Annotated in this window: 10 protein-coding genes and 1 pseudogene; 7 read left to right on the top strand and 4 right to left on the bottom strand. The window is 60.5% G+C overall.

All coding sequences use genetic code 11. The features are described 5' to 3' along the window. Nucleotides 1-15: 15 nt before the first annotated feature. Genes ACODSV_RS20020 through ACODSV_RS20010 form a run of 3 tightly spaced genes read right to left on the bottom strand, consistent with a single transcriptional unit; the run spans nucleotide 16 to nucleotide 3,442 of the window. A complete protein-coding gene (locus ACODSV_RS20020) occupies nucleotides 16-699 on the bottom strand; it encodes an EboA domain-containing protein (protein WP_150054881.1) in 684 nt (227 codons plus the stop codon). Then, nucleotides 696-1,565, bottom strand: a complete 870-nt coding sequence (locus ACODSV_RS20015) for a UbiA family prenyltransferase (protein ID WP_150054893.1) — start codon at nucleotides 1,563-1,565, stop codon at nucleotides 696-698. Before ACODSV_RS20015 ends, ACODSV_RS20020 begins: the two co-directional genes overlap by 4 nt. Nucleotides 1,566-1,570: 5 nt before the next feature. Then, the gene (locus ACODSV_RS20010) at nucleotides 1,571-3,442 is read right to left on the bottom strand and encodes a 3-dehydroquinate synthase (protein WP_150054880.1); all 1,872 of its coding nucleotides are present in this window, start codon (nucleotides 3,440-3,442) and stop codon (nucleotides 1,571-1,573) included. A gap of 625 nt (nucleotides 3,443-4,067) precedes the next feature. Between ACODSV_RS20010 and ACODSV_RS20005 the strand changes: the two genes are divergently transcribed. Beyond that, on the top strand, nucleotides 4,068-5,582 hold the full coding sequence (locus ACODSV_RS20005; protein ID WP_190300913.1) for a trypsin-like serine peptidase: 1,515 nt from the start codon (nucleotides 4,068-4,070) through the stop codon (nucleotides 5,580-5,582). Nucleotides 5,583-5,588: 6 nt separating this feature from the next. Here ACODSV_RS20005 and ACODSV_RS20000 read toward each other — a convergent pair whose 3' ends face one another. Beyond that, entirely contained in the window at nucleotides 5,589-6,527 is a 939-nt protein-coding gene (locus ACODSV_RS20000) for a LysR family transcriptional regulator (protein WP_024074727.1), read from the bottom strand. A 109-nt stretch (nucleotides 6,528-6,636) separates the two neighbouring features. Between ACODSV_RS20000 and ACODSV_RS19995 the strand changes: the two genes are divergently transcribed. The 6 genes and pseudogenes from ACODSV_RS19995 (at nucleotide 6,637) to ACODSV_RS19970 (ending at nucleotide 14,077) form a co-directional block, all read left to right on the top strand. Then, nucleotides 6,637-8,136, top strand: a complete 1,500-nt coding sequence (locus ACODSV_RS19995) for a CoA-acylating methylmalonate-semialdehyde dehydrogenase (RefSeq protein WP_150054879.1) — start codon at nucleotides 6,637-6,639, stop codon at nucleotides 8,134-8,136. 303 nt (nucleotides 8,137-8,439) lie between these two features. After that, a complete protein-coding gene (locus ACODSV_RS19990) occupies nucleotides 8,440-9,378 on the top strand; it encodes a pectate lyase family protein (protein WP_150056383.1) in 939 nt (312 codons plus the stop codon). Nucleotides 9,379-9,629: 251 nt separating this feature from the next. Then, nucleotides 9,630-10,880, top strand: coding sequence for a glycoside hydrolase family 68 protein (locus ACODSV_RS19985; protein WP_024074730.1), 1,251 nt, complete (start codon nucleotides 9,630-9,632; stop codon nucleotides 10,878-10,880). Nucleotides 10,881-11,153: 273 nt separating this feature from the next. Beyond that, a pseudogene (locus ACODSV_RS19980) lies at nucleotides 11,154-12,281 on the top strand (HAMP domain-containing protein); the annotation flags it as partial. 144 nt (nucleotides 12,282-12,425) lie between these two features. Beyond that, nucleotides 12,426-13,139, top strand: a complete 714-nt coding sequence (locus ACODSV_RS19975; protein ID WP_371128923.1) for a methyl-accepting chemotaxis protein — start codon at nucleotides 12,426-12,428, stop codon at nucleotides 13,137-13,139. A gap of 17 nt (nucleotides 13,140-13,156) precedes the next feature. Next, nucleotides 13,157-14,077 carry a substrate-binding domain-containing protein gene (locus ACODSV_RS19970; RefSeq protein ID WP_024074732.1) on the top strand — a complete coding sequence of 307 codons (921 nt, stop codon included), beginning with the start codon at nucleotides 13,157-13,159 and terminating at the stop codon, nucleotides 14,075-14,077. Nucleotides 14,078-14,189: the final 112 nt, after the last annotated feature.

The raw sequence follows: 14,189 nt of genomic DNA, 5'->3' as shown, positions 1-14,189 counted from the left end.
GGGCGGCACTGGGCGTCAATTCAGGTACGTGTGCCATTCCGGCGGCAGGCACAGGCCGCGCAGGCGTTGCAGTTGTGCCGGGCTGAGCAGGTTGAAGGCGATCACCCGGGGCAGGCCGGGGGACACGCTGCGCCCGGCGGCGAGCTGTTCGTCCAGCAGGTCGAGGGCCAGCTGGTTGAGGCTGACGCTGTGGCGCTGCGCCAGGCCGACCAGGCGCGTGATGTCCAGGTCCATGCCGAGGGCTTTGAGCACCAGTTGGTGAAAGGCGTGCTCCGGGTAGTGACGCGACGGGTAGGCGGAGTCGAGGGCGAGGGCGGCAAACACCTGGGGGTTGCTGGTGCGCCCGGCCTGCAGCGCCAGCGCCAGGCACTGCCCGTCGCTGTCGAGCCAGTCGAGAGCGTTGAGCAAGGCGATTTTTTCCAGGTCGTCGCCCCACAGGAACAGCTGGCGCAGCAGTGCCAATCGCTCGGCAGCGGCGCAGGTCTCCAGCACCTGGGCCAACAGCAAGGCCCGCGCCAGCGCGACCACGGGGGCTTTCAACTGGCGCTTGCACTGGCCGCTCAACAGTGCGGCGGTGTTGGCGTCTGGCTGTTGTACGAGCCGTTGCTGCGCCTGCTGCCACCACTGTTGCTCGGTGTTATCCAGCTGCTGGCTCAAGTTTTGGCGATGTTCGGTGAGGCAATCCTGGCGCATGTTCATGTCGGCTTGATCCAGCGTTGAAAGTGGGGCAGCAGGAAAAACACCAGCACACATAACAGGCTGCCAACCGGCTGGTCGGCCACGGCCAGTACCAGTGCATCGAACAACGGCAGGGCGGCCAGGCCTGCACCGATAAACGCGCGAACCTGGCGCTGTCGCGGGTTGGCCAGGTGCTGGTGGTAGTGCCAGCCCAACCAACCGAGCCACAACAGCAGCACCGGCCAGAACCACAGGTTGTTGGAGTAGATCGCCAGGGCCAGCGGGCTGAGCATCAGCAGCAACGGCAGGCGGCTGATCAGCTGGTTGCGGTGTTCCTGGCGTGCCAGGTAGGTGAGGCCGCTGATGTACACGCCGAGCAGGATCGCGCAGAGCCAGATCGGTTCCGGTGGCACCGCCAGGCTGGCGGCGGCGGTGAGGTACAGCGCCGAGCGACAGGCCCCCATCAGCCACACGCTGTGGGCGTACTTCTTGTGCAGCAGGTTGTAGCCGAAGATGCAGCCCACCAGCAGCAGTACGCCGCCGAGCAACCAATGCGGCTCATCGATCAAGCGGCTCAGGCCCAACACGGCGGCAGCGGCCAGGCTCAGCAACAGTGCGGTCGCCACGCCGACTTGCTGGCGGCTGGCCAGGCCCAGGGTGATCGGGCGCGGGTTGTGATGTTGCCGGTCCCAGTCGGCATCGAGCAGGTCATTGAGCAGCATGCCCGCCAGGTACAACAGCGACAGGGTGATCAACAGCAGCCCCCACACCAGCCATGACGGCGGCGCCAGGGCGCCGGCACTGCTGGCGAGCAGGGCGGCGGCCAGGGTGTTGGTCCACACCGTGGGCAGGTTGGAGACGCGGCCAAGGGTCATCCAGGTTTTCATCGGGCTCATTGTGCGTAGCCCTCACCCAGCGGCAGCGCGGCATCGCTGCGACTCAGCAGGCGTTGCAGGGCAGCTTCCATCTTCGCGTTGTCGATTTCGTGCAGGTCCACCGACTCACCGATGCGGCAGAGCATCGGGATCGACAGTTGCCCGCCCAGGTGCTGACGGAATTCCTCCAGCCCGAGCAATACCGGCGAACGACCTTGCGCGTCCCGCAAGGCCAGCTCCGGTGGGCACAGGTTGAAACCGAGCGTGAGCAACAACTGCATGATCCGTTCGATGTCGGCATCGCCCAGCAGCCCCAGGGCATTGGCGTACACCCCATCCAGGGCCATGCCCACCGCCACCGCCTCGCCATGGCGCAGGCGGTGATGGCTGAGGTTTTCCAGTTTGTGCGCGGCCCAGTGCCCGTAATCCAGGGGCCGGCCGTTACCGCGTTCGAAGGGGTCGCCGGCCCCGGTGATGTGGTGCAGGTGCAGTTCGGCGCAGCGGCGAATGGCGTAGCGGCTGGCAGCGTGATCGAAATGGGCGAGGGCGTCGGCGTGCTGTTCCATCCATTCGAAAAAAGTCCGGTCCTTGATCAACGCCACCTTCACCGCCTCGGCCAGCCCGGCGATCTGGTCGCGGCGGGTGAGGCTGGTCAGCAGTTGAAAGTCATTGAGCACCGCCGTGGCGGGGTAGAAGGCGCCCAACAGGTTCTTCTGGCCGAAGGCATTGATGCCGTTCTTCACGCCGATACCGGCATCGTTCTGCGCCAGCACGGTGCTCGGGATACGGATCAGGCGAATGCCACGATGGAAGGTGGCGCAGGCGTAGCCCACTGCATCCAGCACCGCACCGCCGCCCAGGGCCAGCACGTAGCAATGCCGGTCCAGGCCGTGTTGCAGCATGTCGCTGTACAGCCGTTCCAGTACCTGCGCGTGCTTGCTCAGTTCACCGGCCGGCAGCGCAATCGGTGCCGCCTGCAGATGCAAGTCGGGATACGCGGCAAAGTAGCTGTCGATCTCTTCCAGCAGGTGCGGTGTGCTGAGCAACAGTTGTTCATCGGCGAACACCAGTACCGTCACCGGGCCGCTGTGCTGGGCGGTGAGTTGGCGATGCAGGCAAGGGTTGAGCGGGGCGAACAGGTGGTCGGTGAACACCACCGGGTAGTCATAACGGACTTCGAAGCGCCCGTGCAGCGCTTGCTCGGCGTGCGGCTTGCGCGCGGCCTTGAACAGGCTGTAGCCCGCCACAAACACCACCGGCAACACCATGCTGGCGAGGATCGTCACCAGCAGCGCGTTTTGCTCGATCAGGAACGTACCGATAGCCGTGTAGGCCAGGGCCAGGCCCGCGTTGGCCAGGGTGGTGATGACTGTAAATGCCCGCAGCGGATAGCGCTGCATGCCGGCGGCCACCACCGAGGTTTCCGCCAGTACCGGTACGCCACGCAGGCAAATCAGCGAGAGTGTGCCCAAGCGATACGCCAACTGCCCCGGTTGGCGCTGATGCAGGCCCAGGCGGCCTGACAGCAGGCGAAAATACCCGGCCCCCAGGGCGTACCCCAACCCGGCACCGAGGCACAGGCCAATGAAAATCACCAGGTAACCGCCCAGGCTGCCCAGCATCGCCACCGCCAGCAGCGCGACCAGGCTCGACGGCACGGGCAGCACCACGTCCAGCGCGAGCAGGGCAATCAGCAGCAGCGCCAGGTTGAATGTTTGCGTGGGGGTCGTCGGCTGATAGAGGTTGAGGTGTATCAGGACGTCTTGGATCTGTTGTTCGAACAACAGGAAGCTGGCGATGACCAGCCCCGAAAAGCACAGCAATGACAGCCAGAAATGTTCAACTGGCCCCTTTTTCGAGAACGCACGATACCACTGGCTGCGCTTCATCAAAGCATCCCTTTTGAGTGTTAAGACTTAAATTCCGTGTCTTGTGTTAACGCTGCGTCTGGTCGGTTTTCAGAGCAATAAAATTCCTCGCCTGGATGGCTGTTTATACGGGCAATGGCTGATTGCCTTCATGGTATGGATGAACTTAGTCGGTTGTGGTTTTTTTGCAAGTTTGTCGGGCGGCAGCGTTTAAAACGGCACTGAAAGCAGGTCGATATTGACCTTTTTTAATTTAATTTATTGATTAATTACAATGAATTACATGGTGTTTTTGAATGACGCCAATAACCCGTCACGCATGTTTATCTTGAATGAGTCATTGATGTTCAAGTGCGCGAAGCGTGTTGTTTTCGGGGATGAATTATTGCCGTTCGCTATATAGCGTTGTTCCATGTTGTATTTGTCGAGAATGATTCCGTTTAATGCAGGCATGCTCACGCCGTGGAATTGTTTCGGGAACGTCCTGCAACTAAGGGGACATACGTTGTTGAGCCTTTAAACCCATGACGACTGGCTACCCACGACCCGTGCAAGGCGCTACCGCTGTGACACCTATCTATATAGGCCCTCTACCCGCAACCCCTCGCGTACGTTCGGCCTCACCCACTTGCCACATGGAGGCCTTATGGTGCTTACCCGCTGCGTGTTCCCCTTACTTTTACTGGTGCTGCCTTGTCTTGCGGCTCACAGCCACACCAGGGACCTGGCCGAAGGGCTGGTTGAAACCCGCTCATCCATCCCCTTGCAGAACCACGATCAACGTTACGCGCTGTGGTCCGGCATCGGTCTGTTGAAAAACGCTATTGGCCAGACCTGCAATGCCGTGCTGCTCGATACGCGCAACCGACAGAACAAGGCGACCGGCCCCGCCTATGTCGTGACCAGCGGGCATTGCGTGTACTTCAGCTATGGCTCGGCCCGGATCAACCAGGGTATTTCGGCGAACATCACCTTCAACTATTTCCACGATACCCAGGCGCAGCACCGGACCTATCGGATCAAGACTGCCCATTGGAGCAGCATGGTCGGCACCGACCTCGCGCTGCTTGAAGTCGATTCGTCATTGGCCGCCTTGATCACGGAGGGCGTCATGCCGCTCAAGCTCGCCACGCATCAGAGTGCCGGGGAGCGTGACGTGATCAATGTCAGCTCGCCGAGCGGGTTTCGCCAGAAGGGCTTGCGCATGAGCGCCTGCAAGGAGACGGTCACCCACAGTTTTGTCGAGCACCCCGGCGTGTTTCCCAGCGCCCTGAAAAACCGCTGCAATGACCTGCAGTACGGCAGCTCCGGCAGCCCGATGCTGGACCGGCAGAGCAACGAAATCACCAGCATTGTCAGCAAGGTCGCGGCGGTGATCCAAAAAGACATTCTCAACAACTGCCAGAACGTCTCCGCCTGTGAAGCGGCCAAGTTCAACTACAGCTATCCGGCCAACGACTTGCACCGCTGTTTTGTCGACGGCGTGTTCTTGAACAACACGGTGGGCTGCCAGCTCAAGGCGATCGATATCGTCCTGGAGGAGCCTTGGAAACTGAACCCCTATGTGCATATGCGCCAGGGCGAGAACGGGCATAACGTCCGGCCAACCTGGAACATCCAGTTCTCGATCCAGGAGCCGTTTTATCGGTTCAAGGCCGTGCGCCACGTCAATGACTGTCGGCTTGCCAACGATTATCACAGCGCCACGACCTCAACCGATGGCTACGTCAACCACGCCATCGGGCCGGCACTGGGGGCTCATGTGTTGTGCATCATTGGCGTCCAGACCCGCAACGAGGTATTGACGCCGGCCTTGCTGCAAAATGCCTATACGCACTCGGTGTTCTTGACCGATCCGGCCCCGGTCCCGCGGATCAACCTGAACTACAGCGTCAACTGGGACGCGCCGCACAACGGCTTCAGCCATCACTATTTTTATGTGGACGCGTCGGATGTGGCGACCTGCCCGGACTACGACGACGACCGCTATACACTGGCCAACAGCGGCATGAGCTACCCAGCCTCGCAGTTGCCCGTCACTGTGTGCAGCTTTGCCCGCAACGCCGCGGGCCAGCCGTCGGCGGTGCGCACGGATGTGATCGAGTGGGCGAAGTCTCTTTCACCCCTCCAGGGCACTGAAGCGGCGTCTTCACGACGCTAGGGTGCGCTAACCGAGGAAACGAAAGCCGCTAGAGAGTTTTTCCTTCAGGTAACCCACCAGCGCACTCACCGACTTGGGTACATGGGGCGAGTAGGGCCGAATCAGGTAGATCTCATCGGCAAACGCGCCCTTGAGCGTCCAGTCCTTGAGCACCTGCACCAGTTTGCCACCGGCCAGGGCGGCGTGGGCGCTGAAGTCCGGGAGCAGGGCGATGCCCAGGTGGTTGAGCGCCGCGTCGCGCAGAGCTTCGCTGTTGTTGGTGGAGAAGCTGCCGGCAATGGGCACGGTGACCCGTTCGACTTTCCTGCTGCCGCGCTCGAAGGTCCAGGCCGGTTGGTCGGTGCCGCGCGGGTAATAGAGGCAGTTGTGTGCGCTGAGGTCGGCGGGCGCGCGCGGTTCACCGTGGCGTTGCAGGTAGTCACGGCTGGCAACCAGCACTGAGGTGGTGTCGCACAGCTTCCAGGCCACATGGGTTTCCGGTACCTGGAAACCGTGGCGCACCGCCAGGTCGTAGCCTTCGGCGGCCAGCGAGCTCAAGGCGTCCGACACGTCCAGCTGGATACGCACCTGCGGGTAGTGCTGGAGGAACTCCGACAGGTGCGGCACCAGCTGTTGCCGGGCGAATGCCACGGGGGCGGTCAAGCGCACCAGGCCACGAATCTCGCCGGCGGAATCGCGCACGGACGAGAAGCTGCGGGCGATTTGCTCATAGGCACCGCGCACTTCACGGGTCAACGACAACCCGGCATCGGTCAACCGCACGCTGCGCGTGGTGCGCGTCACCAGCCGTGTGCCGGTGGCTTTCTCCAGGTCGGAAATACGCTGGCTGACCGCGGATTTACTCACCCCCAGGCGCGCGGCGGCAGCGGTGTAGGTGCCGTGTTCCTCCAGCACTGAGAGCCAGTGAATGTGGGTCCACAGCCCTTCGATCTCGGATTTTTCCATGGGTTTATTGTTCGCTTATGAGGACAATCAGTTCTGGATTCTGCTCTGGTTTGGAACAAACCGAAAGCCTATCGTGTGTCCCAACGCAACCCACCTGGGATCTACTGCCATGACTACAACAATCGAGCACTACATCAACGACCAGCGCGTCAGCCGCGATGATCGCTATCAGGACGTCTACAACCCGGCCACCGGCGAAGTGACCGGCCGCGTCGCCCTGGCCAGCCGGCAGACGGTCGATGAGGCCGTCGCCGCCGCGCAAGCCGCGTTCACCCGTTGGGCTGACACCCCACCGATCCGCCGCGCCCGCGTATTGTTCGAATACCTGCACCTGCTGCGTGAGCGCAAGGACGACCTGGCGCGCATCATCGTTGCTGAACACGGCAAGGTCTTCACCGATGCCCAGGGCGAAGTCGACCGTGGTATCGACATCCTCGAATTCGCCTGTGGCATTCCCCACCTGCTCAAGGGCGAACACTCCGACCAGGTTTCCCGTGGCATGGACAATTGGACGATGCGCCAGCCCCTGGGCGTGGTCGCCGGCGTCACACCGTTCAACTTCCCGGTGATGGTGCCGATGTGGATGTACCCGATCGCCATCGCGGCGGGTAACACCTTCATCCTCAAGCCAAGCCCGACCGACCCGAGCGCCTCGCTGTTCATGGCCGAGCTGCTGCATGAAGCCGGCTTGCCCAAAGGCGTATTCAACGTGGTGCAGGGCGACAAGGAAGCGGTGGACGCGCTGATCGCACACCCGGACGTCAAGGCCGTGAGCTTTGTTGGCTCCACGCCGATCGCCCAATACATCTACGAAACCGGCGCGCGCAACGGCAAGCGCGTCCAGGGCTTGGGCGGCGCAAAAAACCATATGGTGGTAATGCCTGACGCAGATATCGAGAAAACCGTCGACGCCTTGATGGGCGCCGCCTACGGCAGTGCCGGCGAACGCTGCATGGCCATCTCCGTAGCGGTGCTGGTCGGCGATGTGGGCGACAAAGTCATCGCCGCCCTGACCGAACGTGCCAAGCAACTGCGCATCACCGACGGCCGCGACCTCAAGGCCGAAATGGGCCCGATCGTCTCGCGCGCCGCCCTGGAGCGCATCAGCGGCTACATCGAACAAGGCGTGCAGGCCGGCGCGCAACTGCTGCTCGACGGGCGTGACTATGTGCCTACCGAAGCGGGCCTGGAAAACGGCTTCTGGCTCGGCGCGACCTTGTTCGACCACGTGACCAAAGAGATGAGCATCTACCGCGAAGAAATCTTCGGCCCGGTGCTGGCCTGTGTGCGCGTGAATGAGTTTGCCGAGGCGGTGAAGCTGGTCAACGACCATGAGTTCGGCAACGGCGTCAGCTGCTTTACCCGCGACGGCAACATTGCCCGCGAGTTTGCGCGGCGTATCGAAGTGGGCATGGTCGGCATCAACGTACCGATCCCGGTGCCGATGGCCTGGCACGGGTTTGGTGGCTGGAAGAAGAGCCTGTTTGGCGACATGCATGCCTACGGCACCGAAGGCGTGCGCTTCTACACCAAGCAGAAGTCGATCATGCAGCGCTGGTCGGAAAGCATCGAGCAGGGCGCGGAGTTTGCGATGCCTGTGTCCAAATAACGCTTGGAAGAACACCGCAGGGCAAATGTGGGAGGGGGCTTGCCCCCGATGGCGGTGAATCAGTCGTAGAGATGTCGACTGACCCACCGCCATCGGGACCAAGCCCCCTCCCATTTTTTTTTGACCGCGTAAGGGTTGACGATTCAGTGATTCAAGAATACTGTACATAAACACAGTGTTTAAGCGCTGATCGACCAACGCTCGGCAACTTCAGCCATGCCAAACACTGTGTGCAAGTTAACGGATTAACTTGATGCACTGGCTCGTCATACCGAGCCGTTTTTGTTTATAGAGAGGGAACTCATGTCGTATCCAGAAAGCAAACTCACCGGCTTGACCGGTTTCGCCCTCGCGGCAAAAGTGACGGGCGGCTGGTCCGGCCCGGTGGTCAGTATCACCACCCTGGATCAACTCAAGGCCAATATTGGCGACACCACCCCGCAGGTACTGGTGATCAACAGTAATATCTCGGCGTCGAGCCTGACCAAAGTCAACATGGGCGCCAACAAGACCCTGATCGGCTCGTTCCAGAACCGCACCCTGGAGAATATTCACCTGCGCGCAACAGCGCAGTCGCAGAACATCATTCTGCAGAATATTATCTTCAAGCATTCGGCGAGTATTAAGGCCAATGACGATATTCAGGTCTACCTGAACTACGGCAGCAAGTACTGGATTGACCATTGCTCTTTCGTCGGGCACAGCTGGTCAACCACTGACGGCAGTGAAGACAAACTGCTGTATATCGGTGAAAAGGCCGATTATGCCACCATCAGCAACTGCTTCTTTGGCAGCCATAAGTACGGCCTGATCTTCGGTCACCCGGCGGATGACAATAAAACGGCGTTCAACGGTTACCCGCGCCTGACGCTGTGCCATAACCGCTTCGACAACATGGAAGTGCGTGCGCCCGGCTTGATGCGCTATGGTTATTTCCATGTGTACAACAACTACATTAATAACTTCCACCTCGGTTTCACCCTGGCGCAGAATGCCAATATCCTGTCTGAAAGTAATTATTTTGGCGAGGGTAGCCAAAACAACGGCATGTTGGATGACAAAGGCACCGGGACGTTCACTGATACAAACAGTGTGCCGCCGATCACCAACCAGAAATCGCCCAAAGCACAATGGACTGCAACTTCCAACTACGCCTATACCTTGAAGACGGCGGCGCAAGCCAAAGACTTTACCCAGAAAAACGCCGGGGCCCAGGCTGCGGCGCTGGTGTTCGGTAGTTGATTAGCTAGCTTTCTACTGAGCTGTCATTTATTGCAAGTGCCACTGTATTTATATCAAGGATATAAATACAGTGATGGCCTTTGTAATCTAAATAATCCCTCATGTTGTGATATTCAGGCTTCCATGTTAAACCTGTTTTCGCACTTGCAGATGCAACTATCATATGCTCTTTCAGTCGCCATTAAGTTGCGGGCTGTCAGGTGCTATTTAATCTTCGCTTGTCACTTAAGCGTCAGCAAAAGGACATCATCATGAAACATGCGAATCACACACCCACTCGCTGGACACGGGCCGATGCGCTGAAAGTTAATGAAAATGACCCGACGACGACACAGCCGTTAGTGAGTCCTGACTTTCCTGTCATGAGTGACACGGTCTTTATCTGGGACACCATGCCATTGCGTGAACTGGATGGCACGGTGGTATCGGTGGATGGCTGGTCAGTGATCTTCACCCTGACCGCCGACCGTCGCCCCCATGATCCACAATTCATCAACGCCGATGGCCGCTACGACATCAAGCGCGATTGGGAAGACCGCCATGGTCATGCGCGTATCTGCTACTGGTATTCGCGTACCGGCAAGGACTGGATCTTCGGCGGCCGTGTCATGGCCGAAGGGGTTTCGCCGACCACCCGTGAATGGGCAGGCACGCCGATCCTGTTGAATAACAACGGTGATATCGACCTGTACTACACCTGCGTCACGCCGGGTGCCACGATTGCCAAGGTCAGGGGCCAGGTTGTCACCTCGGACACCGGTGTCACCCTCCAGGGCTTTGATCAGGTCAAGTCGTTGTTCGAGGCCGATGGCACCTACTACCAAACCGAAGCACAGAACGCGACCTGGAACTTTCGCGATCCCAGCCCCTTTATCGACCCCGTCGATGGCAAGTTGTACATGGTGTTCGAAGGCAATGTGGCCGGCGAGCGCGGGACTCACGAAGTGGGTCCGAACGAGCTGGGACTGGTGCCACCGGGGCATGAGGACGTGGGCGGCGCCCGCTACCAGGTGGGTTGCATCGGCATCGCCGTGGCCAAGGACCTCAACGGTGACGAGTGGGAAATCCTGCCGCCGCTGGTGACTGCCGTCGGGGTGAATGACCAGACCGAGCGGCCGCACTATGTGTTCCAGGACAACAAGTACTACCTGTTCACCATCAGCCACAAGTTCACCTACGCGGATGGCGTGACGGGTCCGGATGGCGTCTATGGCTTTGTCAGCGATCATCTGTTCGGCCCCTATGCACCGATGAATGCGTCGGGGCTGGTACTCGGCAACCCGCCTTCGCAGCCGTTCCAGACGTACTCTCACTGCGTGATGCCCAACGGCCTGGTGACGTCGTTCATCGACAGCGTACCCACCACCGGCGATGACTACCGCATCGGCGGGACCGAAGCGCCGACGGTCAGGATCGTGTTGAAGGGCGCTCGATCGTTTGTGCAGGAGTCTTACGACTACGGCTACATTCCGGCGATGCGGGATGTGGTGTTGAGCCAGTAACCCCAGTGCAAAAGCCAGCCTGATTTCATCAGGTAGGTGGGAGGGGGCTTGCCCCCGATGGCGGTGTATCAGGCACATATACAGTGACTGTCACTCCGCTATCGGGGGCAAGCCCCCTCCCACATTTTTTTGAGCGCGTTACAGCCTGTCTTCACCGCTCAAGTCCCAGCCCACCCGGCCGATACAGGCACTAGCACCACGAGTGATCCCGAACTCGTAGGGGCACGCCTGGTCGTCGCTCAGGTCAACGAATAAAAATCAAAAGGGGTGGCCATGACCATATTGCAGCGTGTGATCGGCGGGTTTGCGGTGTTGGTGCTGTTACTGCTGATCATGGCGGGGATCAGCTATCAGAACACGCAGTCCATCAGCAGTCGCTTGACCATTATTACCGGCCAGTCTGCGCCCTTGAGCCGGGCCGCCAGTGAGCTGTATGTGCATATCCTGCGCGCCAACCAGGCATTGCTGGCCATTCAGATCAGCACCGACCCCAAGCAGATCGAGGACGGCAAGCGACCGTTTACCGAGAGCATCGCCCAGTTCAATCAGTTACTCGACAGCACCGTTGCCTACACAGGCGAGCATGAAGCGCTGCGGGCGAACCTGGCGCAGCAGCGCCAAGAGGTAGCGGCCTACGCCGAACAGGCGCAGGCGTTGATGACGTCCCACTTGCAACATGTGCAGCAGTTGGCGCTGACGCGCAAATTGCAAGGCTACAGCAGCGCGCAGGCCATGCAGTTGACCAGCTATTTGCGTGACTACATCGCGCATGCGCGCAGTGTCGGCGAGCCGCAACAGGTTGCCGCAGCGGAAAAGCTGCTGCTGGAAGTCAACAAATCCTACGATGGCTTCGCGGCCCATGCTGTCACGCCCGCCATTGATAAATTACAGCGTGTGCTCAATCTGCAAGACGAAGTGATCAGCACCCGGGCCCAGGCCCTGACGGCGATTGACCCGCGGGTCGGGCGGATTGCCGGGGTCATGGTCAACCGACTGCTGACGGATCTGACCGCCCCTGACGGCTTGTTCCAGGCCTATCAGGTGGAGGCGAAACTGGCCGCGCAGGTGCAGCAGCAACGCAATGCGGTGGAGGCGGCGCTGAAAGCCACCCTGGACAGGATTGGCGAGTTTGGCAGCCAGTCCCTGGAGGTGGCCAACCAGGCCAGTCAGTCTGCCAATGCCACCATCGGCACCAGCCGCAGCTTGCTGTTGATCGCGTGTGTGCTTGCGGTGCTGGCGGCGGTGTTGATTGGCACCTGGGTCGCCTTCAGCTTGCGGCGTCCGCTGGCGGCGTTTCGCGAAGTCCTCAAGACGCTCACTGCGGGCGACATGCGGGTCAGTTTCGATGTCAGCCGTAAAGATGAGTTCGGTGAGTTGGGGGGGTACCTGAACGAACTGACCAAGGCCCTGCAGAAAACCTTCCGTGAATTGATCAGCTCTGCCGATGCACTGGCCGTGACCGCCGGCAGCAACGCCTTGAACAGCGAACAGACCACCCGTGTGGTGGATGAGCAGAAGGACCGGTTGCAATCGGCAGCCTCGGCCATGACGCAGATGGAAAGCACGGTCGAAGAGGTGGCCCGGCGCGCGCAGGACACCCGCCAGGCCGTGGACGACACGAGTGAGCTTACGCACAAGGTGCAGGCGCGCGTGGCCGAGACCATCGTCAATATCCGCCAGCAGGCTGACCAGGTGAACAAAGCCACGCAGGTGACCGATGAGTTGCAGAAGTACGGGCAGAACATCGAGGGCATAGTGGTCGCCATTCGCACCATTGCCGAACAGACCAACCTGCTCGCCCTGAATGCGGCGATCGAAGCGGCCCGTGCCGGCGAGCAGGGACGTGGTTTTGCGGTAGTGGCCGATGAAGTGCGTTCCCTGGCCAGCCGTACCCAGACCTCGACCAGCGAAATCCAGGACATGATCGGGCTCATGCAGGAAAAAATTCACTCGGTGGTGCACGTGATGAACGAAAGCCAGGCGCAGTCCAGCCAGTGCGTGTCCCTGGCCTCGGGTGCCGGTGACTTGCTGCTGTCGATGAGCGATTCGGTCGACAGTATCCGCGACATGAATATTCAGATTGCCGCCGCCACCGAGCAGCAGAGCGCTACGGTGCAGGAAACCAGTCGGATGGTCATCCAGATCAACGATTCGGCCCAGCAGACGGCAGACGGTGCCGAGCAGTCCGCCATCAGCAGCCACGAGCTGTCGGACATGGCCAAGGTGCAGCGCGAGCTGCTCCATCATTTCAGCGTTTGAGCCGCGGGAGTCAGAACATGAAAGCATGGTTAATGCTCGCCTTGGGGGCGACGCTGTTCATTCCGGGCCCAACCCAGGCCGCCACGCCCTTGCTGGGTGTGGGCATGGCAAAATACGACGACAACTTCCAGACCCTGCTGCGCAATGGGGTGCAGCAACAGGCCAGCGTCATGAACGTCGACATCTTTATGGAGAACGGGCAGGACAGCATCGATTTGCAGATGCGCCAATTCCGCAACCTGGTCAACGCCAAGGTGGACGCGATTATCGTCGCGATGGTTGACGGCAAAAGTGCGGCGCAAATGATGCAGTTGGCCACGGACGCAAAGATCCCGCTGGTATTCGTCAACCGCAATCCGAACCCGGAAAAGTGGCCGGCGCAGACCGCGTTTGTCGGCTCCAACGAGCTGGAGTCGGGGACGTTGCAGATGGAAGAGCTGGCGCGCCGCGCCGGTTACAAGGGCAACGTGGTGATTCTGGTGGGCGACCCGGCCAACGCGTCCTCCTTGATGCGCACCGAAGACGTGGAAAAAGTCGTCGCCAAATACCCGGATATGAAAGTCGTCCAGAAAAAAGTCGGTAACTGGGAGCGTAGCCAGGCTGCCACGATTGTCATTGACTGGATCAAGCAGGGCGTCGATTTTTCGATCATCGCGGCCAATAACGATGAAATGGCGATCGGCGCGATCATGGGGCTGGAAAAGGCCGGCAAGCAGGCCAAGGACTACTGGGTGGGCGGCATCGACGGCACCCCGGACGGTTTGAAATTGATGGCTGAGGGCAAGATGGCGGTCAGCGTGTTTCAGGACGCCGCAGGCCAGGCCGGCGGTGCAGTGGACACCGCGCTGCGCCTGGTACGCGGCGAGGTGCTGGAGTCGACGGTGGTCTGGGTGCCGTTCAAGTTGATCACACCGGAGAATCGCCAGGCGTTTGAATAGGGGCGGGGCCTAGACTGACCCCCCTCGATCCAGCCTTGGAACGCCCGGCAGATAGGGTTGTTGTGGGGGGGGGGGGGGGGGGGGGGGGGGGGGGGGGGGGGGGGGGGGGGGG

This window comes from Pseudomonas sp. FG86 (assembly GCF_057808775.1).
Note: the sequence above shows the minus strand (reverse complement) of the source record. Positions and strands in the feature narration are given on the sequence as shown.